At 56.2% G+C, this 24,875-nt stretch carries 24 protein-coding genes; 20 read left to right on the plus strand and 4 right to left on the minus strand.

Annotation, left to right across the window (positions count from 1 at the left end):
• Window positions 1-1,104: a bifunctional nicotinamide-nucleotide adenylyltransferase/Nudix hydroxylase gene (locus QC816_RS05985; RefSeq protein ID WP_085918533.1), complete on the minus strand. Its 1,104-nt coding sequence runs from the start codon at window positions 1,102-1,104 to the stop codon at window positions 1-3.
• 155 nt (window positions 1,105-1,259) lie between these two features.
• On the opposite strand from QC816_RS05985, the gene QC816_RS05990 reads away from it, so the two are divergent.
• Together QC816_RS05990 and yccX are read left to right on the plus strand one after the other, a co-directional pair.
• Complete coding sequence (locus QC816_RS05990; protein ID WP_309781367.1) at window positions 1,260-2,168, plus strand: YihY/virulence factor BrkB family protein; 909 nt, start codon at window positions 1,260-1,262, stop codon at window positions 2,166-2,168.
• Window positions 2,169-2,182: 14 nt separating this feature from the next.
• A complete protein-coding gene (gene yccX, locus QC816_RS05995; RefSeq protein WP_085918535.1) occupies window positions 2,183-2,458 on the plus strand; it encodes an acylphosphatase in 276 nt (91 codons plus the stop codon).
• Here the strand turns inward: yccX and QC816_RS06000 are convergent.
• On the minus strand, window positions 2,455-3,396 hold the full coding sequence (locus QC816_RS06000) for a D-2-hydroxyacid dehydrogenase (protein ID WP_309781369.1): 942 nt from the start codon (window positions 3,394-3,396) through the stop codon (window positions 2,455-2,457). The two genes, yccX and QC816_RS06000, sit on opposite strands and share 4 nt — an antisense overlap.
• A gap of 182 nt (window positions 3,397-3,578) precedes the next feature.
• Here QC816_RS06000 and QC816_RS06005 point away from each other — a divergent pair, with 182 nt between their 5' ends.
• The 13 genes from QC816_RS06005 to QC816_RS06065 all read left to right on the plus strand — a co-directional run bounded on the left by QC816_RS06005 (window position 3,579) and on the right by QC816_RS06065 (window position 14,324).
• Window positions 3,579-3,863, plus strand: coding sequence for an FmdB family zinc ribbon protein (locus QC816_RS06005; protein ID WP_085918537.1), 285 nt, complete (start codon window positions 3,579-3,581; stop codon window positions 3,861-3,863).
• 66 nt (window positions 3,864-3,929) lie between these two features.
• On the plus strand, window positions 3,930-5,711 hold the full coding sequence (aspS, locus tag QC816_RS06010; protein WP_309781370.1) for an aspartate--tRNA ligase: 1,782 nt from the start codon (window positions 3,930-3,932) through the stop codon (window positions 5,709-5,711).
• A gap of 74 nt (window positions 5,712-5,785) precedes the next feature.
• On the plus strand, window positions 5,786-6,340 hold the full coding sequence (gene ruvC / locus QC816_RS06015; protein ID WP_085918539.1) for a crossover junction endodeoxyribonuclease RuvC: 555 nt from the start codon (window positions 5,786-5,788) through the stop codon (window positions 6,338-6,340).
• Window positions 6,341-6,419: 79 nt separating this feature from the next.
• A complete protein-coding gene (gene ruvA / locus QC816_RS06020; RefSeq protein WP_085918540.1) occupies window positions 6,420-7,031 on the plus strand; it encodes a Holliday junction branch migration protein RuvA in 612 nt (203 codons plus the stop codon).
• A gap of 32 nt (window positions 7,032-7,063) precedes the next feature.
• Entirely contained in the window at window positions 7,064-8,101 is a 1,038-nt protein-coding gene (gene ruvB / locus QC816_RS06025; RefSeq protein WP_066320533.1) for a Holliday junction branch migration DNA helicase RuvB, read from the plus strand.
• On the plus strand, window positions 8,098-8,490 hold the full coding sequence (gene ybgC, locus QC816_RS06030) for a tol-pal system-associated acyl-CoA thioesterase (protein ID WP_199285323.1): 393 nt from the start codon (window positions 8,098-8,100) through the stop codon (window positions 8,488-8,490). Before ruvB ends, ybgC begins: the two co-directional genes overlap by 4 nt.
• A 67-nt stretch (window positions 8,491-8,557) precedes the next feature.
• Window positions 8,558-9,232, plus strand: coding sequence for a protein TolQ (gene tolQ / locus QC816_RS06035; RefSeq protein WP_233337408.1), 675 nt, complete (start codon window positions 8,558-8,560; stop codon window positions 9,230-9,232).
• Window positions 9,233-9,244: 12 nt separating this feature from the next.
• Window positions 9,245-9,682, plus strand: a complete 438-nt coding sequence (gene tolR / locus QC816_RS06040; protein WP_085918544.1) for a protein TolR — start codon at window positions 9,245-9,247, stop codon at window positions 9,680-9,682.
• 13 nt (window positions 9,683-9,695) lie between these two features.
• A complete protein-coding gene (gene tolA, locus QC816_RS06045) occupies window positions 9,696-10,820 on the plus strand; it encodes a cell envelope integrity protein TolA (protein WP_309781377.1) in 1,125 nt (374 codons plus the stop codon).
• Window positions 10,820-12,109 carry a Tol-Pal system beta propeller repeat protein TolB gene (gene tolB, locus QC816_RS06050; RefSeq protein WP_085918546.1) on the plus strand — a complete coding sequence of 430 codons (1,290 nt, stop codon included), beginning with the start codon at window positions 10,820-10,822 and terminating at the stop codon, window positions 12,107-12,109. Before tolA ends, tolB begins: the two co-directional genes overlap by 1 nt.
• 34 nt (window positions 12,110-12,143) lie before the next feature.
• Window positions 12,144-12,689 carry a peptidoglycan-associated lipoprotein Pal gene (gene pal / locus QC816_RS06055; RefSeq protein WP_085918547.1) on the plus strand — a complete coding sequence of 182 codons (546 nt, stop codon included), beginning with the start codon at window positions 12,144-12,146 and terminating at the stop codon, window positions 12,687-12,689.
• Between the two features lie 51 nt (window positions 12,690-12,740).
• Entirely contained in the window at window positions 12,741-13,532 is a 792-nt protein-coding gene (ybgF, locus tag QC816_RS06060) for a tol-pal system protein YbgF (protein ID WP_309781378.1), read from the plus strand.
• Between the two features lie 27 nt (window positions 13,533-13,559).
• Window positions 13,560-14,324 carry a YciK family oxidoreductase gene (locus QC816_RS06065; protein WP_085918549.1) on the plus strand — a complete coding sequence of 255 codons (765 nt, stop codon included), beginning with the start codon at window positions 13,560-13,562 and terminating at the stop codon, window positions 14,322-14,324.
• A gap of 14 nt (window positions 14,325-14,338) precedes the next feature.
• Here the strand turns inward: QC816_RS06065 and QC816_RS06070 are convergent, their stop codons facing one another.
• Window positions 14,339-15,007 (minus strand): HAD-IA family hydrolase, encoded by a 669-nt coding sequence (locus tag QC816_RS06070; protein WP_264823114.1) that lies wholly within the window; start codon window positions 15,005-15,007, stop codon window positions 14,339-14,341.
• Window positions 15,007-15,750 (minus strand): bifunctional 2-polyprenyl-6-hydroxyphenol methylase/3-demethylubiquinol 3-O-methyltransferase UbiG, encoded by a 744-nt coding sequence (gene ubiG, locus QC816_RS06075; protein ID WP_085918551.1) that lies wholly within the window; start codon window positions 15,748-15,750, stop codon window positions 15,007-15,009. The genes QC816_RS06070 and ubiG overlap by 1 nt, the downstream gene beginning before the upstream one ends.
• Window positions 15,751-15,896: 146 nt before the next feature.
• Here ubiG and galU point away from each other — a divergent pair, with 146 nt between their 5' ends.
• The 5 genes from galU to tamB are packed head-to-tail and all read left to right on the plus strand — an operon-like array spanning window position 15,897 to window position 24,874.
• Window positions 15,897-16,787 carry a UTP--glucose-1-phosphate uridylyltransferase GalU gene (gene galU / locus QC816_RS06080; RefSeq protein ID WP_085918552.1) on the plus strand — a complete coding sequence of 297 codons (891 nt, stop codon included), beginning with the start codon at window positions 15,897-15,899 and terminating at the stop codon, window positions 16,785-16,787.
• A 3-nt stretch (window positions 16,788-16,790) separates the two neighbouring features.
• Window positions 16,791-18,083 (plus strand): nucleotide sugar dehydrogenase, encoded by a 1,293-nt coding sequence (locus tag QC816_RS06085; RefSeq protein ID WP_085918553.1) that lies wholly within the window; start codon window positions 16,791-16,793, stop codon window positions 18,081-18,083.
• A 9-nt stretch (window positions 18,084-18,092) separates the two neighbouring features.
• Window positions 18,093-18,908, plus strand: a complete 816-nt coding sequence (locus QC816_RS06090; protein ID WP_309781379.1) for a coiled-coil domain-containing protein — start codon at window positions 18,093-18,095, stop codon at window positions 18,906-18,908.
• Window positions 18,909-18,961: 53 nt separating this feature from the next.
• Window positions 18,962-20,818 (plus strand): autotransporter assembly complex protein TamA, encoded by a 1,857-nt coding sequence (gene tamA / locus QC816_RS06095; RefSeq protein ID WP_309781380.1) that lies wholly within the window; start codon window positions 18,962-18,964, stop codon window positions 20,816-20,818.
• Between the two features lie 9 nt (window positions 20,819-20,827).
• Complete coding sequence (tamB, locus tag QC816_RS06100) at window positions 20,828-24,874, plus strand: autotransporter assembly complex protein TamB (protein WP_309781381.1); 4,047 nt, start codon at window positions 20,828-20,830, stop codon at window positions 24,872-24,874.
• Window position 24,875 lies beyond the last annotated feature (1 nt).

The raw sequence follows: 24,875 nt of genomic DNA on the forward strand, positions 1-24,875 counted from the left end.
TTAGTGCGCTGACTCGCTCGTAAAGTCGGCAGGCAGGCCAAGAAAATTTTGAATGATAAAAAAATGGTCTTCAAACAGGCTATCGGGCTGAAGGTCGGCAAGGGCGACCCAGCGGGCATGGTCACCGCCCTTGACGGGTTTCAATTGCGGCAACTGCTGGTCGGGGCGCAAGGCAAAGTAGAAGGCTTCAGCCAGCGTTCGGCCACGCCAACTGCGGTGAGGTTCATCAAACAGGCGCTGGCCTCTCAATGAGCCCTTCAAAACCGGCTCAGGTACTTTCAGACGAATACGCTCACGCAATTCCCGCAGGCAGGCGTCAAGCAATCGTTCATGGGGATTGATAAAGCCACCTGGTAATGCGAACAGCCCCTTACCCGGTGCTGCAGTACGGCGTACCAGTAGCACATGGCCTGACTGGACCACCACGGCATTGACGGTAACAAAAATGGGAGGGTAGGGCGCTTGTTGCCAGGCTTTACGATACTGGTCCAGCAGTTGCTGCTCCTCCAGCAGTTGTTCGTAGTCGCTTCCCCGGCAAAAAAGCGCCACACGATCAACCACGCCAGGGGGTAGGTCGTGGTAGGCACCTGTACTGAGGTAGTCGTCGGTGGACCCAGGCGAGCGAAACAGACGTTCACGGATCTGGCTTGCTGAAATACCTTCGACCAACGGGACACTCACCGACTCCCATTGCGGGAATAGTGATAGGTAGTAGCTGGATTGTCCCCGGCTAGCCCCTATAAGACCGATCCGTGGCAGTCTGGCATTTGCCGGCGCGGTCAAGTCCCTTACTTTACGCTGAACATCGCGAACCCAGACGTCGTTGTTGTAAAGCGCATCCAGTAGCGGTGTGATTTCCAGTCGCTGGTTATCCTCCTCGTCAAAACCTGAGCGCAACATCATCTGCCGTTCTTCAAAACGCCATGGATTCCGCAGCGAGCGCGCCTGCCAGGAGGAGCCGACCAACACGATGACCTGACGAGCTTGTTTCAGTGCTTCACGAATAACCGCCAGATGTCCCAGGTGAGGGGGCTGAAAACGGCCAATAAAGACGAGGCAGTCAAAGTCATACGCCTGGCTCGGGTGTGAGGCATCAGTTGGCATGCGAGGCTGTCCTTTGTCTGTCAATCATGGCCCCGCATTATGGTGGGCTTGGCGAGGCGGCGCAATCTAGCTCTGCAGCCAACGGTATGATTGGGTATGCTAATTATAATAGGCCATGGAGAGTTGGCCCTGTATCAATTGATTAGGGAGTTTTCATGCTCAAACGCAGCGCATATTTTTGGGGCAACGTGCTCAGGGACTCGGCGTCATTATGGTTGAAGCGCAACGCCTTCAGCTATGCAGGCTCCTTGGCGTTTTACACCCTCTTTTCACTGGCCCCCACCATTATTATTGCGGTCACCGTCATTGGCCTTGTGCTGGGTGAGGAGGCGGCGCAGGGTCAGATCGTGGCACAACTGCAAGGCACGATCGGCAGTGATGCCGCAGCGGTAGTGGAACAAGCCGTCGCTCAATCGCGCATTCAGGAAGCGGGGATAATGCCGACGATACTCGGCGTGGGCGCACTTGTCGTGGGTGCCACAACGGTGTTTGCTCAGATGCAGTTCTCGCTCAATACGATCTGGGGCGTCACCGCCAAGCCGACTGCCAACGGGGCGCTGGTGTTCATTAAAAATCGTATACTCTCGTTAACGGTTGTGCTGTCGATCGGGTTTATATTGCTGGTCTCGTTAGTGTTGGGTGTGGCCATCCGGGGTGCGCTCGGTGCGGCAGATAACCTGCTACCTTATGTAGGCCTGCTGAGCCAAGTGGCCGAATCGCTGGTTTCGCTATTGGTTGTTGCTTTGCTTTTCGCCACTATTTTCAAGGTCTTGCCCGATGTGGTATTAAGTTGGCAGGATGTTTTGATAGGTGCTTTGGTAACCGCCGTATTATTTACCATTGGCCGGAGTGTCATCGCTGTCTATCTTGCTTATACGGCAACGGCTTCCACTTACGGTGCGGCTGGTTCTGTGGTGATGGTGCTGCTGTGGGTTTATTATTCATCCCTCATTTTGCTCTTTGGCGCCGCCTTTACCCGCTCACTTCTTTTGCGCAGAGGTCGACCGTTGGTGCCACGCAATAGCGCTGTTGTTATCAAATATCAGGAAAATGACGACGGCTAAAACAGGAGACGACAATGGCAGATTGTTGTGTACGTGCTTGGGTGACGGGAAAAGTGCAAGGCGTTTTGTTTCGGCGCTCTACCCAACATCAGGCGCTGCAGTATCGTTTAACCGGCTATGCGAAAAACTTGCCTGACGGTCGTGTTGAAGTATTGCTTTGCGGCGGTCCAGAGGATGTAAAAACCGTCAGCGAGTGGTTATGGAAAGGCCCTGACGGGGCGCAGGTGACCCATGTCGAATTTAACGTGCTGGATCAGTGCCACGCCCCGGATCATTTTGCGACTTATTAGCGGTTTGCCTGCCACTGCTGGATGTTCTCAGAGGTCAGGCTGACAATGTTTTGCCTGGCCTCTGGCGTAATCCAGGCATTATGGGGCGTGACAACCAGGTTGAGTGGTTCATCCAGCGCGGCTAGCAGTGGGTGTCCTTCGCGTGGCGGCTCATTGGGTAGCACGTCGACGGCAAGCCCGCCTATATGCCCATCCCTGAGTGCCGAGAGCGCGGCATGTTCGTCGATAACGCCTCCACGGGAACAGTTAATCAGCAATAACGAAGGTTTGGCCCTGGCCAGGCGTCCTGCATTGATCAGGTGATGGGTGGCGTCATTTAGCGGGCAGTGAAGGCTGATAACGTCGGCTTCTGGCAGCAGGTCGTCGAGTGACGGACGGGCGTCGTTCGCTTCATTCCCCGGGCGGGCTGCAAAGGTGACGCGCATCCCCAGTGCTTCAGCCAGACGTGCTACTTCCGAACCAAGTTCGCCCTGGCCTACCATCACCAGGTGCTTGTCCGATAACTGCATCGTCGGATAATGCTGCAGGCAGAAAAAGTCGCTGTTTTGCCAGGCGCCCGCGGCAACATCCCGTTGATAAAGCGGCAGTCTGTTTGCCAACGTCAGCATCAGCATCAAGGTGTGCTGCGACACACTGGCGGTGCCATAAGCGGCAACGTTCTTAACGGCTATCCCTCTGGCATTGGCAGTTTCCAGATCGATATTGTTAAGCCCGGTAGCCAGCACACAGATCAATTTCAGCGAGGGCAACTGATTGAGTGTCTCCGCATCCAGGACAACTTTATTGACAATGGCGATATCGGCATTGGCCAGGCGCTCACGAGCCTGTTGAGACGTGCTTTGACCGAACACCTCAAGGTGCGATACCGACTGACGGATAGCGGTTAGATCGATTTGCGGACCAAGACTCTCGGCATCCAATATGACTGCATTTGGCATTTTCTGACCTCCACTGTCTGCCGGTGGCGTCTAGCCTTGCTCGGCAGGGGGCACAAAAGGGTATAATAAGCTGGCGTGAATAATCATCGCCTTGGAATTTATCCCGACGGGCCGCATATTGCAGCTTGGCAGCATTCATGTTGCTGTTTTGTCGGAGTTGAGCTTTATCTGGAGTCATCAACATGCCCATCTATGAATATGAGTGCAAGGCCTGCGGCCATCGCATGGATAAATTGCAAAAAATCAGCGCCGATCCGTTAACGGATTGCCCTGCGTGCGAAAGCGCCAGCTTGTCGCGGCTGGTATCCGCTGCCGGTTTCCGCTTGGCGGGCGGCGGCTGGTATGAAACTGATTTTAAAACCGGCAGTAAAAAGAATTTAGCTGCTGATGCCAAAAGCGCAACGCCCGAGACAGGTGGTCAGAATAGCGCCAGTCCGGCGGCCAAGAAAAAAGACACGGCGGCCTAGCCGACGTCGTCAGACCGACCAAGGTCCTACAATTACCTTTTGCCACGAAACACAACAGGATGAAACATGCGCAGTCATTATTGCGGCCAGCTAAACGAAACATTGGTAGACCAGACGGTCACCGTATGCGGGTGGGTGCATCGCCGCCGTGACCATGGTGGGGTTATCTTTCTCGATATGCGTGATCGCGATGGCGTCGCTCAGTTCGTCGTGGACCCAGATACCGCCGACGCGTTTGCCAATGCCGACCGTGCTCGCAATGAGTTCGTTCTGCGCATTACCGGGCGGGTTCGTCTGCGCCCCGAAGGTACGCAGAATCCCAATATGCCCACCGGGATGATTGAAGTACTGGCAAAAGACGTCGAAGTGCTTAATACCGCGGTGACGCCGCCTTTCCAGCTCGACGAGCATGGCAAAGTCGGTGAAGAGGTCCGCCTCAAGCACCGCTATATCGATTTGCGCCGCCCCGATATGATCGACAAGCTACGGCTGCGCTCGCGTATTTCACACACCGTACGCGCGTTCCTCGAAAATCAGGGATTTCTGGATATCGAAACCCCGGTTTTGACCCGTGCGACGCCCGAAGGGGCGCGCGATTACCTGGTGCCGAGCCGTACCCATGCGGGCAACTTCTTTGCACTGCCGCAGTCGCCGCAGCTCTTCAAGCAGCTGTTGATGGTGGCGGGGTTTGACCGCTACTACCAGATTGCCAAGTGTTTCCGCGACGAAGATCTGCGTGCCGATCGCCAGCCCGAGTTCACCCAAATCGACATCGAGGCCTCGTTCGTTGAAGAAAACGACATCATGGGCATTACCGAGTCCATGATTCGTCAACTCTTCCAGGAAGTGCTCGATGTCGAACTGGCCGCGTTTCCGCGCATGACGTGGCAGGAAGCCATGGACCGCTTTGGCTCAGACAAACCCGACTTGCGTATTCCCCTTGAATTGACCAATGTCGATGACTTGATGCAACAGGTTGACTTCAAGGTGTTCTCCGGCCCGGCAAATGCGGCAGATGGCCGCGTTGCAGCGTTGAAGGTTCCTGGCGGTGCATCACTTTCACGCAAGGAAATCGACGAATACACCAAATTTGTCGGTATCTACGGCGCCAAGGGGCTTGCTTGGATCAAGGTCAACGAGCGCGCGAAAGGCCTTGACGGGCTGCAGTCGCCGATCGTCAAGTTCATGGAGAATGTGGTAGAGGATCTGCTCGACCGTGTCGACGCCAAAGATGGCGACATTATTTTCTTCGGTGCTGACAAAACGCGTATCGTCAACGAAGCGATCGGCGCATTGCGCGTCAAGCTGGGGGCAGACCTCGACCTGTATACCCAAGACTGGGCTCCTCTCTGGGTCGTCGACTTCCCGATGTTCGAAGAGGACGATAACGGCCGCCTCAGCCCGCTGCATCATCCCTTTACTGCCCCGTCATGCTCGCCTGAAGCACTCAAGGATGACCCGGCGAACGCCTTGTCGCGCGCCTACGACATGGTGCTGAATGGTACCGAGCTTGGCGGCGGCTCGATCCGTATTCATGATCAAACCATGCAGCGTACGGTGTTTGACATCCTGGGAATTGGCCAGGCAGAAGCCCAGGAAAAGTTCGGCTTCCTGCTGGACGCCCTCCAGTACGGTGCGCCGCCTCACGGTGGTTTGGCCTTTGGTCTGGACCGCCTGGTGATGCTGATGGCTGGTGCCAAGACCATCCGCGAAGTGATCGCGTTCCCGAAAACCCAAAGTGCCGCTTGTTTGATGACCGACGCCCCGGGCGAAGTCAGCTCAGAGCAGCTCAAAGACCTTAATATCCGTTTGCGTCAGAAAGCCAAAGCGGATACCACGGCCGAATAAGCGCTCTTCATATACCACCTTGCACCGGCGCCCAGGCGTCGGTGTTTTTGTTTGGACGACTTGAGTGCTGTTATATGCAGACACCTGCCTTATCCAATCCGTTGCGTATCCTGGGCATTGACCCTGGTTCGCGCATTACCGGCTATGGTGTCATTGAGCTGGTAGGGCTTGTTCCCCGGTATGTTGCTAGCGGCTGCATTCGTACCGCTGAAGGTCCGCTCGAGCAGCGTTTGGCTCAAATCTACGCAGGGCTAGGGGAGGTGGTCGGATTGCACCGCCCAGATGCTGTGGCCATTGAGCGCGTTTTCATGGCAAAAAATCCCGACTCAGCGCTCAAACTGGGGCAGGCAAGAGGGGTGGCGCTGGTCTGTATGGCCAACCATGGTCTGGCAGTTGATGAGTATGCCGCGCGGCAGATCAAGCAGGCGGTAACCGGTCAGGGCGGCGCCGATAAGTTGCAGGTGCAACATATGGTAACGGCTATCTTGCATCTGGCGGCTTCACCGCAGGCGGATGCGGCTGATGCACTCGCGATTGCACTGACCCATGCCTACGCCAGCCAAGGACCCAAGGCGCTAACCACGCAAGGAGGTGGGCGTCGCCGTTCCTCCGGGCGCTGGCGACTCTGATAATCAGCCGCCAACCACTGGTCACTTGTACAGAGTGGCTTTATAGTGGCGACTGGTTTGGCTTAGCGCGAGCATAGATATGATTGGACGGCTTAAAGGCCAGTTAATTGAGAAGCAGCCGCCTTGGATCGTGGTGGATGTACATGGCGTGGGATACGAGCTGGAAACGTCGATGACAACGCTGGTAGCGCTGCCGCCGGTGGGTGAAGGCATTTTTTTATATACTCATCTCACGATACGGGACGACGCCCATCTGCTATATGGATTTGGTCGCGAGCATGAACGTGCCCTGTTTCGCGCCCTGATCAAAGTGAATGGTGTGGGGCCCAAACTGGCTTTGGCCATCTTGTCGGGTATGGATGAAGACGCCTTTATGCGTTGTGTGCGCGATGATGACAGCAAGGCGCTCACCAAACTTCCAGGCGTGGGTAAAAAAACCGCCGAGCGCTTGATCATAGAAATGCGTGACCGCTTTCCTGAGTGGGAAAATGGCCGCGATACCACGCTTCCTCTCGAAGCCGCCAATGGACAGGCTACTCATCACCGAAACAGCTTGGCGGACGCCGAGTCGGCGCTCGTGAGTCTTGGCTACAAACCGACCGAGGCCACGAAAATGCTGGCCGACCTTGATGGTTCTCAGTCGACCGAGGCCCTCATCAAGGCGGCACTTACCCAGCGCATGAAGGGCTGAACGCGTACAACCAAGGACGTAAATGAACGCTTATGCTAGAGCACGATCGACTGATTGCCGCTGAGCCAGAGCAGGGTGAAGGTCGCATTGACCATGCGATTCGCCCTAAACGGCTCCAGGACTATATTGGCCAACCCCGCGTTCGCGAGCAGTTGGAAATTTTTATTGGGGCCGCCCGGCTGCGTGAAGATAGCCTTGACCATACATTGGTGTTCGGCCCACCAGGCTTGGGCAAGACCACCTTGGCCAACATTATTGCCACGGAAATGGGCGTGGGGCTCAAGTCGACGTCGGGCCCGGTGCTTGAAAGGGCCGGTGACCTGGCGGCAATGCTCACCAACCTGGAGCCTGGGGACGTCCTGTTTATCGATGAAATCCATCGCTTATCGCCCGTTGTCGAGGAAGTGCTGTATCCGGCGATGGAAGATTTTCAGCTCGATATCATGATTGGTGAGGGGCCTGCTGCACGCTCGATCAAGCTGGATTTACCGCGCTTTACGTTGGTGGGCGCCACCACCCGAGCAGGGCTCCTCACCTCGCCGTTGCGTGATCGTTTTGGCATCGTTCAACGGCTGGAATTTTATAACCTGACCGAGTTGACAGAGATCGTGACCCGTTCAGCCAAGCTGCTTGGCGTTGAAACTCATCATGACGGTGCCGTTGAAATTGCCCGTCGCTCAAGGGGCACCCCCCGAATTGCCAACCGCTTGCTTCGCCGAGTCCGCGACTATGCCGAAATGAAGGGCGATGGCACCGTAGATGCAAGTCTGGCAGACGCGGCGCTAAACATGCTTAATGTGGACCACCATGGGTTGGACCATATGGATCGCAGGCTGTTATTGGCAATGATCGATAAATTCGACGGCGGGCCAGTAGGTGTCGATTCACTGTCAGCCGCCATCGGTGAGGAACGCGATACCATTGAAGACGTCATCGAGCCATATTTGATCCAGCAGGGACTGATGATGCGCACGCCTCGCGGGCGCGTCGTCACGCGGCAGGCCTGGTTGCATTTTGAGCGTGTTCCCCATGAGGCGTCCATCGAGGCCCAGGGAGAGCAGCGTCCATGAACCAGTCGCCGCGTTACCCGGTCCGCGTTTACATGGAAGATACAGACGCGGGGGGGATTGTCTACTACGTTAACTACCTGAAGTTTATGGAACGTGCCCGCAGTGAATGGCTGAGATCCCTGGGGATCGACCAGCAAACGTTGCTGGACGCAGGCACTCAGCTAGTGGTATATCGCTTGTCCTGTCATTACACCAAGCCTGCGCGACTAGACGATGCGCTTGACGTAAGTGCCGATGTCGTCAGTGTTGGCCGCTGCCGGATGACATTTGAGCAGCACGTATGGCGGGAAAATGAACGTCTTTGCGCCGCCACGGTCGAGATAGCGTGCTTGAGTGCGCAGGATCTGCGCCCTATGGCATGGCCGTCTGCGCTCAAATCGCTTATGTAACGCACGATGCGGGCACCTAACACCACATTACTGATGATTGATGAGGGCACTTGTGAACGATAATGCCATGTCTATTCCACACCTGATTATGAATGCCAGCGTCGTTGTTCAGCTGGTCATGTTGCTATTAACAGTGGGGTCCATTCTTTCATGGGTGGTGATTTTTCAACGCGGCATCGCCCTGCGCCGTGCGCAAAAAGAATATACCCAGTTTGAAGAAACGTTCTGGTCAGGCGTTGATTTGAATGAGCTTTACCGTGAAATCCCTGCTGACGATCCCCGCCACGGGGCTGAACATATCTTTCAGGCAGGCTTTCGTGAATTCAATCGCCTGATGCCCAAGACCCGTAATACCACAACGGTTCTGGAAGGTGTTCAGCGCAGCATGCGCGTCGCATGGTCACGTGAGGAAGACCGCCTGACCCAGCATCTTGTCTTTCTCGCGACAGTGGCTTCTGCCAGCCCCTATATAGGCCTGTTTGGCACTGTGTGGGGCATCATGGGGTCCTTCCAATCGCTCTCCATGACCCAGCAAGCCACATTGGCAACGGTCGCCCCCTGGATCGCAGAGGCATTGATTGCCACGGCAATGGGCCTTTTCGCCGCGATACCTGCCGTGATTTTCTACAACCGGCTTTCCAACAACGCCAGTCGCTTGTTGGGCAAGTACGAGGATTTCGCTGAAGAGTTCCACGCTATCTTGCACCGCAATCTGCAAGGGCGCGACAGCGCGTCAAGCTAAGGGAGTTGCCCCATGCAAGGACCGTTTAAACGCGGCGGACAGCGTAAGCCTATGGGTGAAATCAACGTTGTCCCCTTTATCGATGTCATGCTGGTGTTGCTGGTCATTTTCATGATTACCGCTCCGATGTTGAATCAGGGAGTGGACGTTGAATTGCCCCAGGTCAGTTCAGAGCCAATAGAAAGTCAGGAAGACAACGACCCGATCATTATTTCCATCGATCGCGAAGGACAGTACTACCTTAGCCTCGGAGACGATTCGACCCAGGTCTCTGCTGATGATATCACTCGCCGGGTTAGCGCTATTATAGAGCAGCAGCCTGACACGCCGGTGATGGTTCGTGGCGACCAGAATGTGGCTTATGGTGAAGTGGTCGTGTTGATGAGTAATCTGCAGCGCTCGGGCGTGGCCAATGTGGGGCTCATTTCTGAGCCACCACAGAATGAGTAAGGACGCACAGGGCATGGCTGTAAAAAAACCTCGTGATCCTCAAGATATTGGCTACCTTTGGCCAGCGGTGTTTGCGATTGCCGTGCACCTGCTGATCGTGTTGTTCTCGTTGGTTGAATGGCCAGATAGTGACGCCGAGCCAGATTCCTCTTCTATTGTACAGGCAACCCTGATCAGCACAGAGGCGTTCACGAACCTGGCCCAGCAGGCCAATGATGAGTCAGCTGCCATGGAGGGGGCTGAGGAAGCTGAGGAGACAATAGAAGAACCCGATACATCAGCCGCCGAAGAGCAGGCCGCTGCCGAACAGGCTGCACAGGAAGCGGCTGAAGCTGCTGCTGCCGAAGAAGCCCTGGAAGCTGCCAGGGCAGAAGCAGAAGCGCAAGCCCAACGCCTCCAGGAGGCAGCTGAAGCTGAAGCCGAACGTGAAAGGGAAGCTGAAGAGCAGCGCCGCCAGGAAGCGGCAGAAGCCGAGGCCGAGCGTCAGCGGGAAGCTGAAGAGCAACGCCGTCAGGAGGCCGCCGAAGAGCAGCGCCGCCAGGAAGAGGCAGAAGCCGAGGCCCAGCGCCAGCGGGAAGCCGAAGAACAGCGCCGCCAGGAAGAGGCAGAAGCCGAGGCCCAGCGTCAGCGGGAAGCCGAAGAGCAACGCCGCCAGGAAGAGGCAGAAGCCGAGGCCGAGCGTCAACGCGAAGCGGAAGAGCAACGCCGTCAGGAAGAGGCAGAAGCCGAGGCCCAGCGTCAACGCGAAGCCGAAGAACAGCGCCTTCAGGAAGAGGCAGAAGCCGCAATGCAGCGACAGTTGGAAGGTGAAGCCCAGGCCGCTGCTGCAGCACAACAAGCCGAGCAAGCCGCCAATAGCTTCCTGACGATTGTTAAGCGCGCCGTCGAGCAGGCATGGATAATTCCGTCAGACGCAAGCGACTCGATGAGTGCTACGCTTGAAGTCAGGTTAGGGCCGTCAGGCGAAGTGCTGACCACGTCGGTGGTATCGTCAAGCGGCGATGGCAACTTTGATCGATCGGCGATGCAGGCAATCGAACATGCAGCACCGTTCGTTGAGCTGCGTGAGCTGCCGGCTGGACAGCAGCGCAATTTACGTCAATTCAATCTGCGATTTACCCCGGGGGATGTTCGCTGATGCACACCATAAGCAAGGTATGGCTATTCTGTCTGTTGCTGGCAATGAGCACAGTTGCTAGCGCCAATTTAACCATCGAAATTACCCGCGGCAGTGATCAGGCGCTACCCATAGGCGTGGTGCCGTTCGAGGGTCCAGAGGGTATGCCCGAAGACGTGGCACAAATCATTCATGACAATCTTGATCGCAGCGGTTTTTTTGATCCCCTGGATCGCGGTTCGATGTTTGAGCAACCCAACGAGGCAGAGGATGTTCAATACAGCACCTGGCGGTCATTGGATGTTCGTTATCTGGTCGTTGGCAGAACCGAACGGACAGACACTGGCTATCGAATCCAATATGATCTGATGGATATCAGCGGCCAGCGGCGCATGATGAGCGAAACCGTGACGGCCAGTGAAAATGATCTGCGTGGTGCCGCGCACTATATCAGCGACCAGATTTTTGAGGAGATTACTGACATTCGCGGTGCTTTCTCGACGCGAATTGCGTATGTCACCGCGCAAGGGGTTGGCGATAACACCGACTATGGCCTGTACGTAGCCGATGCAGACGGGCGCAATAGCCAGCAGATTTTGACGTCCGACCAGCCCATCTTGTCCCCTGCCTGGTCACCGGACGGTGGCAAACTTGCTTATGTATCTTTCGAGAGTGGACGCCCGGAGATCTATATTCAGGAAGTGAGTAGCGGTAATCGTGCGCGGATTACATCGTTTGAGGGGATTAACGGTGCACCCGCCTGGTCGCCAAATGGCCGCCGGTTGGCCATGTCCTTGTCAAAAGACGGTCAGCCCGATATTTATGTCATGGAAATCGCCGACCGTTCGCTCACTCGCGTTACGGATAGCAACAGTATCGATACCGAACCTGCATGGTCGCCGGATGGTCGCCGTCTGGTGTTCACGTCCGACCGTAGCGGTGGGCCGCAAATTTATCAGCATACGCTCGGTAGCGGTGAAACGGAGCGTATGACTTTCACGGGTAATTATAACGCTCGGGCGCGTTTCTCGCCGGATGGCGAAAACCTGTTTTTGATCCACCGTTCTGACCGTGGTTTTCAAGTCGCACGTCAGGAAATCGACAGTGGTCGCCTGGTCACGTTGAGTGATTCCACTAGTGATGAATCACCCAGTGTTGCACCGAACGGGACCATGGTAATCTTCGCTACCCAACAGGGTAACAACGGGGTGCTGAGTGCCGTTTCTGCCGATGGCCGTTCGTCATTCAGGTTGCCCGCTGCCCAAGGTGATGTGCGTGACCCCGCATGGTCACCGTTTTTAAACAACTGAAATCCATTCATGTTTTCAGGCAAGGAGTCTGATTATGCAACTTAAACCGTTGGCTCGCTCATTGGCAGTCGCGCTTTCTATCGCCGTTATCGCAGGCTGTTCAAGCACCGGCGGCACTCAAGACGGTGATTCATACGGCAGCCAGGATGGCCGTGATGGAAGCGCCAGCAGCACCTCGGGCACCGGAACGAGCGGTCAGTATGGCAGCGCCACATCAGGCGCTGATCGCAGTCAACAGGCCGACTCGCGTATTCCGGATGTCAAAACCATCTATTTTGACTACGATCGCGACACGATTAAAAGCGAATACGAATCTGTCGTGATGGCCCACGCGCGCTATCTGCGTTCAAACCCGGATGTCAACGTCGTCTTGCACGGGCATACCGATGAACGCGGTACCCGTGAATACAACATGGCCCTCGGTGAACGCCGTGCCAACGCCGTCGAGCGCTTTCTGAACATTCAAGGCGTTTCATCCTCGCAAATGAGCGTGGTGAGCTATGGGGAAGAGCGTCCGGCTGAACGTGGTAGCAGCGAGGCTGCATATTCACAAAACCGTCGCGTTGTGTTCAATTATTGATGACCCGCGTGATAATCAACACGCATTAGGATTCGTCATTTTGGAGTCATCATGAATCACAGTCTCAAGCGTTACATTGAGAGGCTGTGCGGTGCGGGAGCCTTAGTGCTCCCGTTATCCGTATTGCCCCTTGCCAGTGTTGCCCAACAGCCCGTTGTCGAAGACCTTTCAGGTTCAGGCGGCGGGTTTTATGAACAAGCCCAGACCCAGGGCGGAGGCTCCAATGGAAGCCTCGTCTTATTCAACACGGTGCAGGAGCACCAGCAGGAAATTCAGCGTCTGCGTGGTGAAATTGAAGAGCTGCGTCACCAATTGGAGCAACTTCGCCGCCAATCACAGCAGCAATACCTTGATATTGAAGACCGCCTGATGAGCATTGGGCAGAGTCAAATCGATGAATCGACACCCGAGGTGGAGCCTGACGCCGCCGAGGAAGTTGCCAATACTCCCTCACCAAGCGATGTGAGTGAGGATGCGCGGCAGACGTATCAGGACGCCTTCGCACATGTACAGGCGCGCCGTTTCGACGAAGCCATCGCCGCCTTTGAAGCCTTTGTGGAAGCCTATCCCGATACCAGCTTGACCGCCAACGGCCATTACTGGCTGGGTGAGCTGTATGCAGCGGAAGGCGAACTGGATGCCGCCGAGCAAGCGTTCACCCGCGTGATTGACAACTATGATGGTAGCAGCAAGGTGCCGGATGCGTTGTACAAGCTTGGCTTGGTCAAGGCCCGGCAGGGCGAAGCGAAAGAAAGTCGTGCGTTCCTCGAAAAAGTGCAGGATGATTATCCACAAAGCAGTGCGGCGGGGCTGGCCGATGATTTTCTTCGCCAGGGCAGTTGATGGCAAAAGCCGCCAGGAGGGTCTGCGATGACATGTAAAATTGATTATCAGCCAGCGCCCGATTTGCTCCGTGACCGTGTCGTGTTGGTCACTGGCGCAGGTGACGGCATAGGGCGTGCGGCGGCGCTAAGTTACGCCCGCCATGGTGCGACCGTGATCCTGCTTGGCCGCACCATTGCCAAGTTAGAGCGTGTGTACGATGAAATCGAGGCGGACGGAGGCCCTCAACCGGCCATTTTTCCGCTCAATTTTGAGGGCGCCACGCTCAAGGATTTTCACGACATGGCCGACACCCTCGAAAAAGAGTTCGGCTGTCTGGACGGTCTGCTGCACAATGCCGGTCTACTGGGTCGTATTACCCCTTTTGCGCAGTACGATGCCGCACTCTGGGAGCAGGTCATGCAGGTCAATATCAATGGCCCCATCTGGATGACCCAGGCGCTATTGCCGTTGTTGCAACGCTCCCACGATGCCTCGGTCATCTTTACCTCTTCCAGTGTCGGCCGCAAAGGCCGTGCCTACTGGGGGGCCTACGCTGTATCCAAATTTGCCACCGAAGGGTTCGTGGAGGTACTGGCCGACGAATTGGATAGTGAGCCCCACCTGCGCATTAACACCCTTAATCCAGGCGCTACCCGGACGCAAATGCGGCGTAATGCTTATCCTGGTGAAGACCCCGCCAACTTGCGTACCCCCGATGACATTATGCCCACGTACCTGTGGTTGATGGGGCCCGATAGCGCAGGCACCCATGGTCAGAAAATCGATGCCCAACCACCCAAGCAGACTTGACCTTTGAGGGTTGTTCAAGCGATATCAGGCAGCGCATCGACCAGCTCAGCACACTGCTGATACCAGCAGTGTGCTGGCCACAGACGATAATCATCGCCTTCCGCAATATACCCGTAGCCAACCGCCACCGCCGTCATGCCGGCTGCTCTGGCGGCTTGCATATCTCTGAGATGATCGCCGACATACCAGCAATGCTGTGGTTTGACACCTAATCGCCGAGCGGCCTCGATCAGCGGAGCGGGATCGGGTTTTTTGACGGTCAGATCATCCGCGCAAAGCAGGGCACCCGGAGTCAGCGACAAGGCCTCGAGCAACGGCGTGGTATAGCGACGGGGTTTGTTAGTGACAATTCCCCAGGGGCGTTCCTGGCATTGCCATTCAGCGAGCCATTGATCCAGAGGTGAAAATACCCGGCTGTGAACCGCAACCGAGGCTTCATAGGCGTCCAGCAGAAACTGACGAGCCTCTGCCTGATGAGTAACGCCAAGATCACTGCCCAGCGCCAGGCTCACCAAGGCGTTACCGCCATTTGACACCTGGGTGCGAATCGTGGCGAACGGTAGCGGTGTCAAACCGTGGTGTTGACGCAATGCATTGGTGGCGACAGCTAAGTCCGGCGCGGTATCCACCAGGGTGCCGTCAAGGTCAAACAGCACGGCACGGGGCGATGAGCAGACAGGCATTATGCCTGCACCTTACGGCAATACATCATGTAATTGACCGAGACATCGTTTTCGGTCAACCGATAGCGTCGGGTCAGGGGGTTGTAGGTCAGCCCGATCTGTTCGCGCACTTCCAGACCGCTATGCCGATTCCAACTCGCCATTTCCGAGGGGCGGATGAATTTCGCATAGTCGTGCGTTCCCCGAGGCAGTAGCTTCAGCACGTACTCGGCACCGAGAATGGCAAAGGCGTAGGACTTCGGCGTCCGGTTAAGGGTAGAGAAAAACACATAGCCACCCTGTCTCACCAAGGCCGCACAAGCATGCACGACCGACGCCGGGTCAGGAACATGCTCCAACATTTCCATGCAGGTGACGACGTCATACTGGCCTGGCTGTTCATCCGCCAGTGCTTCCACGCTGATGTTGCGGTAATCAATCGTCACGCCTTGCTCTTCAGCATGCAGGCGGGCAACGCCCAAGGGTGCTTCACCCAGGTCAATACCGGTCACCTTTGCACCACGGCGGGCCATGGCTTCGCTTAAAATACCGCCGCCGCAGCCAACATCCAGCACTTTCTTGCCCGCTAATCCTGCCCTGGCATCGATAAAGTCGAGTCGTAAGGGATTTATATCGTGCAGGGGTTTAAATTCACTCTGCGGGTCCCACCAGCGACTGGCAAGTGCTTCAAATTTCGCCACTTCGGCGTTATCAACATTGCCTTGGTATTGGTGAGCAATGCTATCCTTTGGTGTCGCTGACATGTTTTGACTCCATCAACATTGAGCAAGCATGGGAAAGACCGTGGCCTGATACTTGCAGTGTAACGGCGAACTGGAAACCCAACGCGCGTTCAGTATGATAGGCATTCTAACCACTCCTGAGCCGGAACGCATGAAAAGGACCTCTTATGATTCGTAAGGCTGTATTGCCTGTTGCGGGATTCGGTACCCGCTGCCTGCCCGCTTCCAAAGCCATTCCCAAGGAAATGATCACCATTGTGGATCGGCCAGTCATTCAATACGTGGTCGAGGAGGCAATTGCCGCAGGTATTCGCGATATCGTGTTTGTCACCAGCAGTAATAAGGGCGCCATCGAAAACCATTTCGACACCCATGCTGAATTAGAGGCGAGCCTGGAAGCAAAGGGGAAGCATGATCTGTTGGCCTCGCTCAGGGAAATGGTGCCTGATGACGTCAATATCATCAGTATACGCCAGGGTGAGCCCTTGGGACTGGGACATGCCATACTTTGCGCACAGCCAGTTATTGGCGACGATGAACCCTTTGCCGTGCTATTGCCGGATGTGTTGGTGGACAACAGCGACACCCCGCGCAGCGATCTGCAAGGAATGCTCGAGGCTTACGACCAGCAGGGCACCGCTCAACTGATGGTCGAGGAAGTCAAGTGGGAGCTTGTGGAAAAATACGGCATTGTTGCTCCCGCAGGTGATGTGCCGGCTCCCGCCAGCTCTGCCGACCTGGTTGGCATGGTTGAGAAGCCGGCGCGTGACCAGGCTCCCTCGAATCTGGCGGTCATCGGCCGCTATGCATTGCCCGCCGCGATTTTTCCTATTCTTGCCAAGACGCCACCCGGCGCCGGTGGGGAAATTCAGCTCACCGATGCCATTGAAACGCTTCGTGAGCAGCAGGGCGTTCAGGCCTATCGTATGCAAGGGACGACGTACGATTGCGGACAACCACTGGGATACCTGGAGGCAACGCTGGCCTATGCACGCAGGCACCCTGACTTGGGTGATGAGTTTAAAGCATTGCTCGCGCGCTACCATCAGGGAGCCTAATCGATGCGGGTGCTCCTGTACGGTAGTGAATTAAGCACCGCAACCGCGGCGGCGGCCTTGTCCTCTGTGGGCCATGTGGTGGCATGGCTTCCTCATGGAGATACACCGTGGTCGACGCTCCTCAACGAGGATTGGCTACGCCGCGAACCACAACTCGTTGAGCAGATACAGCAAGCTCTGGAGAGTGGCGCTTTAACGGTTATTGCCCAGCCGGAAACGCATCTGGCTGTCGATGTGCTGTGGTTAGCACTCTCACCATCACAGCGCGAGTCGGCAGCCGCTTTGCTGCAGCACCCCGCGCTGAGATGGCAGACCGATAGCATACTGGTCAATAACTCGACCTTCCCGGTCGGTGATACCGAACGGTTACAGCGCCTGACAGGGGAGTGCGCTCTGGGCGTTGCCTTGCCAGATACGCTGGAAGAAGGGCGAGCCTGGGCGTCGTTTACACGCCCTGGCCGTTGGCTATTGGGTTGTGATGATCAACTGGCCGAGCAAAAGCTAAGAGAGTTACTGAGAGCCTTCAATCGACGCCGTGATGCTTTTCAGGTGATGCCCACGCGTGCCGCTGAGTTAACCAAGCTTGCCATTAACGGCATGTTGGCCACGCGCATCAGCTACATGAATGAAATTGCGGGGCTGGCAGATACCCTGGGCGTTGATGTCGAGCATGTAAGGCAGGGAATGGGGGCCGATTCACGTATCGGGTATGAATACCTTTATCCAGGCTGTGGGTTTGGCGGGCCAAGCTTCTCGCGGGATTTGATGAGGCTTGCCGACGTGCAGGTCGCCAGCGGGCGACAGTCTGCCTTGCTTGAACACGTGCTGGATATCAATGAACAGAAGAAAGAGACATTATTCAGAAAGCTATGGTCCTACTACGGCGGCGCGCTTGAAGGGAAGACGATTGCCATCTGGGGAGCCGCTTTTAAGCCAGGCACAGCACGTATTGATCATGCGCCGGTACTGACGTTATTGAACGCCCTCTGGGCGCAAGGGGTTCACGTCAAGCTTCACGACCCTGCGGCCACCCCTGCATTAATGGCGGCCGTTGGCCCAAGGAATGATTTGGTTACCTTTGTCGATAACCCGTACGATGCCTGTGAAGATGCCGATGCGTTAATGTTGGTAACAGAATGGAAAATCTACTGGAATCCAGACTGGAAACACTTGGCTTCACAGCTTGGCGATAAGCTGATACTGGACGGCCGAAATATTTATGATCCTGAATTTGTGGCCAGCTGTGGGTTACAGTATCGAGGAATAGGTCGGCGCGCCGATCCAACGTCGTTGTGAGGAAACTGCATGTCCGATAGAGCCCCATCTTCGCGCATTGTACCGGATGCCGATCAGAGTATTGCATCGCAGCATGTCAAGCATCGTAAGGGGCCTTCGCTATGGCCGCTTTGGCTGTGCATGTTTTTGTTGATTGGCCTGTTGGTGGCGGCCGCGATTGGTCTGTACCTCGAGCGCGAGCGGCTTCAGGAGGAGTTGCAGCGGGTCAGTGGTGAGGTATCGAACATGCACGCTAGACTAGACTCGGGTGACAGTGATGTACAAGATACGTTAACCTTTGTCCAAGCTCAGATGAGTACCTTGTTCCAAGAGCAGGAACAATTGTCGATAGCGCTAACGGATACTCGTAATGAGCTTTACGACGTACTTACCGAAAATGAAAGCACTGTTGCCAGTGACACCATTGATCCATTGCTTGAGCGACTGGAGGAACAGCGCGAGCGAGCGGCTCTTCGCGATAGCCAGCTTGCCGCCATACACACGTCGCTGGATGCGTTGGAAGAAGCTGGGACATCGGGGCGTAGATCGTTAACCGAGGAAATCGCTCATGTAGAGGCTCAAAGCCGCGAAGAGTTGGAAGCGTTGGAGACGTCAGTGGCCGCTTTGGCGAACGATATTGACGAACGCCTCAGTGCCCGCGACGCCGAGCGACAAGAGAAATGGTCACGCTTTGAAGCATCGCTAAGTGAGCTAGAGAGTGCAAAGAGCGACAACGAAACACTAGAGAGTCGATTGTCACAGCGACTGGATGAACTCGAAAACGATTTACGCCAGGTTCGCCAAGCGCAACTGGCATTCAGTGCACAACTTGAAATGTTGCGTTAATTGACACGACCTGCTGAAAGGCAGCACGCCGATGATTAGGTTAGGGAAAATGTATGGGAAGACAACGGCAGTGGCTTTCAGCAGCGGTCATCGCACACTTGGTAACATTGCCGCTGGGGATGGCTGCACCCGCCGTATGGGCACTGAGCGCGACGCTTGAAGGTGTGGAAGATGAGGTAGAGGGCAATATTCGCGCCTATCTGCAGAATCTCGAAGGAGACGAGTACACCGAAAGCCGTCTGGTGGGTGAAATCCGCCAACGCACCCAGGAAGCGATGCGCGTTTACGGTTATTATGAACCCGATATTTCCATCGACTTACCAGCGGAGGGTAATCCACACCTGACCATTGAGCCAGGCCCCCAGGTCACCATCGAAACACTGGATATCAACATACTCGGTGACGCCGCTCAGGATGAGCCATTCAATGAGGCGTTGGCGGGATTCCCCTTGAAAGTGGGAGATACCCTGCGCCACGCGCCCTGGGATCGACTGCGGGGTGAGTTTTCCGGTTTGGCGATTGAACGAGGCTACTTCGACTGGGGATTTACTGAGCGTCGAATGGAAGTTCGCCCCTACTTGCAAAGTGCCCGGCTGTATATGGATTTTGACAGTGGCCCGCGTTACCGGTTTGGCAAGACGATGATCACTGGGAGCCACATTCAACCCGAACGTCTGCAGCAGATGCGCACGTACCAAGTGAATGAACCTTATTTGGCTGAATCCCTTGCGCGTTTTAACCAACGTCTTGCCGAGACCGGATGGTTTAGCTCAGTATCCGTCAAGCCACGCCTGGAAACTGCCCAAGAACTGACACTCGCCCCACCTGGTGGTGGTGACCCATGGTGGGTATCGGCAACCGAATCGCAGCCTGAGCGGCCAAGGATTACCAGTGCCGCACTTGCCAGCGCGTTGAGCACGCAACAATCCGACGACACAGCCCTGCCCATCGATGTCAGTGTAGAGCCTGCCAATCGGCACCAGTTTGAAACAGGCATAGGCTTCGCCACTGACGTAGGCGCACGGTTACGGTTCGGCTGGGACCAGCCATGGATCAACCGCTATGGCCATAGCCTGGATCACGATCTCTACCTGTCAGCGCCTGAGCAGCGCTTTACCGGCGTCTACGACGTTCCCCTCGAAGACCCGCTGCGTGATAGCTATCGCCTTCAATACGGTGTCCGCAACGTCGATGACAGCGATACCGACTCGCTGGAAGGTACCGTTGAAATCGCTCGGCGCTGGGAGTTCGACAATGACTGGGTACAGTCGCTGTACTTTCGAACGACCTATGAGGATTTCAACCAAGGGGGGGAGGCCGATCAAGTGTGGTTATTCTACCCCGGCATTCAATGGTCACGTACGCGCACCAGGCCACAGCGCTTTCCTCTGTGGGGGGACCGCCAGCAGTTTTCGGTGGAGTACTCTGATCCGGTCTGGGGATCGGACGCCCAGTTTTTACGCCTAACGGGTGACACCGAATGGATTCGCACCTACGGCGATGATAACCGCTTTTTGGCACGCGTCAGTGTCGGGGCCATCGAGACCCAAAATTTCGATAAGATTCCCCCGTCCCTGCGGTTCTTTGTCGGCGGCGATCGCAGCGTACGCGGTTATTCCTACGAAGGACTCTCACCCCGTAACGATGAAGGCAAACTGCGTGGTGGCCAGCAAAAACTTACCTCTAGCCTCGAGTACCAGCGCCGCGTGACCGGTGCATGGTGGGGAGCCGCCTTTATCGATGCCGGGGATGCCTTTGACAACTGGGGCCCCGCTGATCTGAAAAAAAGCGCGGGCTTAGGAGTTAGGTGGGTGTCCCCGGTTGGCCCTATTCGCTTGGACGTGGCGCATCCTTTTGACGACGCCGACGATAACTGGCGTTTGCACTTTTCGATTGGACCCGAATTCTAGGAGAGCGATGTGTCTCAAGCTAAGCAAACGCCTGCGACTGGTCGCCGAGCGTTATCACGTCGCTACCGCCTGTGGTTACTGTGCTGGAGTATGCTGCGGCTGGTGTTGCTATTCCCACTATGGCTGTTTGGCGCCATAGCGCTATTGTTGGGGGTCGCGCTGTCACCGTGGGGAACCGGCGTATTGCTATCCCAGGGCCAGGATCGCGGCTGGTTCAGCGTCGAAGAACACGTGGGCGGTGTACTCGATGAGCTCCGGCTTAGCGGTTTCCGGCTCGACGCCCCAGGCGCAGAGGTTCGGATTGACGAGCTTGAGCTTGCATGGGCGGATGACTGTGTCCTGTCCGGCAAGCTGTGCCTGGATACGCTACGCCTGGAAGGCGTTGATATTCGCCTGTCTGGCGGCGGCGGTGATGAAGAAGCCCCCGCAGAGGCGGCAGGTTCAGAGGGCACGTCTCCATTCCGTTTTCCCTTTCCCGTCGAGCTCAGGGAACTGGTGCTGGATGATGTCTCCCTGCAACTACCTGATGGGACCCGGTTCGCTTGGACCTCTTTTCGCACCTCGTTAAGTGCTAGCGCCGGACAGGTTGATATTGCCCCGACGCACTGGGAAAACCCACGGCTTTATTTGCCGCCGTCAGTGGGGGCACGCCTGGCGCCAGCAGAGGGTGAAATAGGGTTAACCGCTGCGGCTATTGATGCCTCGATCGCGTTACAAAATCCACCTGCAGAAACGACTGGCGCGACCACTGAGTCCGTAGCCTCAGATCGCTCTCCCATCGAATTGCCCGAGGTTCGTCTGCCTGTCGATATTCACCTCGCTACGCTGACGGTTAATGATATCGAGGTGGCGGGTCGCTTCAGCTATCTCGTCGAACGATTAAGTCTCGGGGTTGGAGCCCAGGGTAATGACATTGTAATCGAACACTTCGCGGTGTCGTCTGCCGATGCAACGTTTAACCTGGCGGGTAATGTTGCACTGCGTGACGACTATCCGCTGGAATTACGGGCTGAAACCACACTGTTTCTGGAGGAACCGTTACCGGCACTGAAGGGTCAGGCATTCACACTGGATCTGTCGGGAAATCTAAGCGATTTGACGGCACAGTTTGACGCGGAAGGGGCCATTAACGCGTCATTGGAAGGCCAGGTGAATGCCCTGGACCCGGTGCTCCCCTTTAAGGCGCACCTGCAAAGTAATGAGCTGACATGGCCGCTGCCGGCCAATGCGGCGATTGACGAAAATCCTCAAGAAACCTCTTCAAGTGAGGGGTTTGTCATCAATGATATGGACCTGGAGGCCAGCGGTAACCTCGACGCTTATCAACTACAGCTGGGTTTGAAGGCTCAGGGCCCTGGATTGCCCGAAACCGACATCACGGTGAACGGAAAAGGCGATACGGCACATTTCATCTGGCAGCCATTGACGCTCGTCGCAGGCGATAGTCAACTGACAAGCGAAGGCCGTGTCGACTGGACGTCGCCGCTGACGGTTAATGCCCGGGTTGGGCTCGAGCAATTTGATCCCGCCTTGTTTATTGACCAGTTAGAAGGCGATATCGACGGCGAACTCGCTTTCACCGTTCATCAGCAGGACACACGTTGGTTGGTTGATGTGCCGAATTTAAGCTTGAGCGGTGACCTGCGTGACTACCCACTGCAGCTTGATGCTGCCTTTGATGCCAACAGTGACTTGCAGGCCAACATTGAGCGTTTGCGCTTTCGTCAGGGTGAGAATCGCTTGTCGGCGAGCGGTTCGGTTCAGCCTGACGCGCTTGCCGTGGACGCCGATATTGATCTGCGCGAGCTGCAAACGCTTTCCCCTGATCTTGCTGGTACGATCCGCGGCGACATTGAAGCTCGGGGTAGCCTGGAGCAACCCCAGCTTCAAGCGACGCTCAACGGCGACGTGCTGCGGTTTGCCCAAAACCGCATTGAACAGTTGCGCCTGAACGCTAATGTGGAAGGGCTGGAAGATCCACAACTGGATGTTTCATTGGCACTCGAGAATCTGGTTGCCGGTGGTCAGTCGCTGGCTGCAGCGAATCTAACGCTGGATGGACGCCTGTCATCGCATCAACTGGAGATCAATGTGGATGGTCAGCCGAACGGCGCCTTGGAACGCGCCTTGATCAGCCTCAGTGGTCAGTTCGACCAGGCTGCTCAGCGCTACCAGGCGCGTCTGACACCGCTGGAAATTGACACCGAGGCAGGCGATATTCGACTGGAAGATCCGCTTGAGATCGTTTTCAATCTCGCCAGCAGTGAGGCTCGTTTGACGCCGTTTTGCCTGGTTCGCGAGCAGGGTGGCCGGGTATGCGCTGACCAACCGACGGTCGCATCGCCTGACCAGGGGCAAGCGGCGCTTAGCGTGCGTGATATTCCTATCGAAGCGCTGGAACCCTGGTTACCCGAAGCATGGCAGGTCGATGGTGATACAACCGCGGACCTGGCCGCCCAATGGAGCCAGGGAGGCCAGCGTTGGCAAGCCGATGTCGAGGTGCTAGGCGAACTGGCAGTCACGGCGGTTAATGATTATGGCCAGCCCGTTGAGCTGCCGCGTATCTCGTTGGATACTCAGGTATCCGCCACACAGGCCGAGGCGGATGGCAGGGTGCTGCTATCGCTTGAAGAGGCGGGGGATATCGAACTTGCGCTATCGGTCTTGGACCCACTCGGCGCGGGGGAGCTGTCCGGCTCGCTTGAAGCCAATGGCGTATCACTGGCTCCGTATCGGCCCATGGTGGTATCCCTTGAGCAGCTTGCGGGGGATTTGAATGGCCGCATCGATATTTCTGGCACCACCACTCAGCCGGACTTGCAGGGCGAGCTTGCGCTGCTTGGCATCCAGGTAAATGGCCCCGATATTCCTGTCGATGTACAAGATGGCGAGGTGAACATAACGTTCGAGGGCGAAGAAGGGACGATTGATGGGTTCCTGGCAGCCGAGCGAGGCCAGCTTGATATTGACGGGAATGCCAACTGGCCAGCGGATGATGACTGGCGAGTGGGCGTAGACCTCAACGCAACCCAATCACCCATACTGGTGGTATTACCGCAGTTTGGGCGATTGGAAGCCGCCCCGGATATTCGTATCCGGGTCACTCCCGAGCGACTGCAAGTCCGCGGCAATGTTGACTTGCCATGGGCACGGCTAGAAGTGGGAGACCTGCCGTCGTCTGCCATCTCACCCAGCCCCGATGAAGTGATTATTACCGAGCGCCAGGATAGGCAGGCGGCCGAGGAGGCACGCCGCCAGGCAGAACGTGGAGAAGACGGCCCCAGTGCCGCGGATGAGCTGGCCAGTGATGGCATGGAGCTGGATGTGTTAATTACCCTGACGTTAGGTCGCGACATGATGATTTCAGCTTATGGGCTGGAATCTCGGCTGGGAGGTACATTAGAAGTTCGTCAGGATAGCGGTTCGCTACAGCTATTTGGCGAGGTCAACCTGATCGACGGACGCTTCCAGGCATTTGGCCAGGACCTGCTCATTCGCCGCGGCCAACTGCTGTTCAGTGGCCCACCTGGGCTGCCCATTCTCGACTTTGAGGCCATACGCAACCCGGATGTGACCCAAGACGATGTCATTGCCGGCCTTCGTGTAACGGGTAATGCTGAACAGCCTAATATTGCCATTTTTTCCGAGCCCCCCATGAATGAGAGCCGTGCGCTTTCCTACGTGTTGAGAGGGCGAGCCCCGGAGGCTTCAGGCGGTGGTGTCGACAGCGCTTTAACAACCGCGCTGATTGGCATGTCGTTGGGTCGCACGGGCGGGGCGGTTGGCTCTATTGGCGAGGCCTTTGGCATCGACGATTTGACGCTGGATACGGCAGGTTCCGGTGAAGATAGCCAGGTGGCATTGAGTGGACAACTGACTGACGATATCCGGATAAGCTACGGTGTGGGAATTTTTTCACCCATTGCAGAACTAACGTTACGCTACACTTTGTGGCGCAACCTTTATGTACAGGCGGTTTCCGGGGCCAATCAGGCAGTCGATCTGATCTACACCTTCAGTCGTTCTGGTAACCCAACTATTTTCGATCAGCAATGAG

Source organism: Vreelandella janggokensis, from assembly GCF_031451615.1.
Classification (GTDB): domain Bacteria; phylum Pseudomonadota; class Gammaproteobacteria; order Pseudomonadales; family Halomonadaceae; genus Vreelandella; species Vreelandella janggokensis.

Coding starts and splice junctions, on each gene's coding strand:
- QC816_RS05985 (WP_085918533.1), bottom strand. CDS start 1,104: ATGCCAACTGATGCCTCACACCCGAGCCAGGCGTATGACTTTGACTGC.
- QC816_RS05990 (WP_309781367.1), top strand. CDS start 1,260: ATGCTCAAACGCAGCGCATATTTTTGGGGCAACGTGCTCAGGGACTCG.
- yccX (WP_085918535.1), top strand. CDS start 2,183: ATGGCAGATTGTTGTGTACGTGCTTGGGTGACGGGAAAAGTGCAAGGC.
- QC816_RS06000 (WP_309781369.1), bottom strand. CDS start 3,396: ATGCCAAATGCAGTCATATTGGATGCCGAGAGTCTTGGTCCGCAAATC.
- QC816_RS06005 (WP_085918537.1), top strand. CDS start 3,579: ATGCCCATCTATGAATATGAGTGCAAGGCCTGCGGCCATCGCATGGAT.
- aspS (WP_309781370.1), top strand. CDS start 3,930: ATGCGCAGTCATTATTGCGGCCAGCTAAACGAAACATTGGTAGACCAG.
- ruvC (WP_085918539.1), top strand. CDS start 5,786: ATGCAGACACCTGCCTTATCCAATCCGTTGCGTATCCTGGGCATTGAC.
- ruvA (WP_085918540.1), top strand. CDS start 6,420: ATGATTGGACGGCTTAAAGGCCAGTTAATTGAGAAGCAGCCGCCTTGG.
- ruvB (WP_066320533.1), top strand. CDS start 7,064: ATGCTAGAGCACGATCGACTGATTGCCGCTGAGCCAGAGCAGGGTGAA.
- ybgC (WP_199285323.1), top strand. CDS start 8,098: ATGAACCAGTCGCCGCGTTACCCGGTCCGCGTTTACATGGAAGATACA.
- tolQ (WP_233337408.1), top strand. CDS start 8,558: ATGTCTATTCCACACCTGATTATGAATGCCAGCGTCGTTGTTCAGCTG.
- tolR (WP_085918544.1), top strand. CDS start 9,245: ATGCAAGGACCGTTTAAACGCGGCGGACAGCGTAAGCCTATGGGTGAA.
- tolA (WP_309781377.1), top strand. CDS start 9,696: ATGGCTGTAAAAAAACCTCGTGATCCTCAAGATATTGGCTACCTTTGG.
- tolB (WP_085918546.1), top strand. CDS start 10,820: ATGCACACCATAAGCAAGGTATGGCTATTCTGTCTGTTGCTGGCAATG.
- pal (WP_085918547.1), top strand. CDS start 12,144: ATGCAACTTAAACCGTTGGCTCGCTCATTGGCAGTCGCGCTTTCTATC.
- ybgF (WP_309781378.1), top strand. CDS start 12,741: ATGAATCACAGTCTCAAGCGTTACATTGAGAGGCTGTGCGGTGCGGGA.
- QC816_RS06065 (WP_085918549.1), top strand. CDS start 13,560: ATGACATGTAAAATTGATTATCAGCCAGCGCCCGATTTGCTCCGTGAC.
- QC816_RS06070 (WP_264823114.1), bottom strand. CDS start 15,007: ATGCCTGTCTGCTCATCGCCCCGTGCCGTGCTGTTTGACCTTGACGGC.
- ubiG (WP_085918551.1), bottom strand. CDS start 15,750: ATGTCAGCGACACCAAAGGATAGCATTGCTCACCAATACCAAGGCAAT.
- galU (WP_085918552.1), top strand. CDS start 15,897: ATGATTCGTAAGGCTGTATTGCCTGTTGCGGGATTCGGTACCCGCTGC.
- QC816_RS06085 (WP_085918553.1), top strand. CDS start 16,791: ATGCGGGTGCTCCTGTACGGTAGTGAATTAAGCACCGCAACCGCGGCG.
- QC816_RS06090 (WP_309781379.1), top strand. CDS start 18,093: ATGTCCGATAGAGCCCCATCTTCGCGCATTGTACCGGATGCCGATCAG.
- tamA (WP_309781380.1), top strand. CDS start 18,962: ATGGGAAGACAACGGCAGTGGCTTTCAGCAGCGGTCATCGCACACTTG.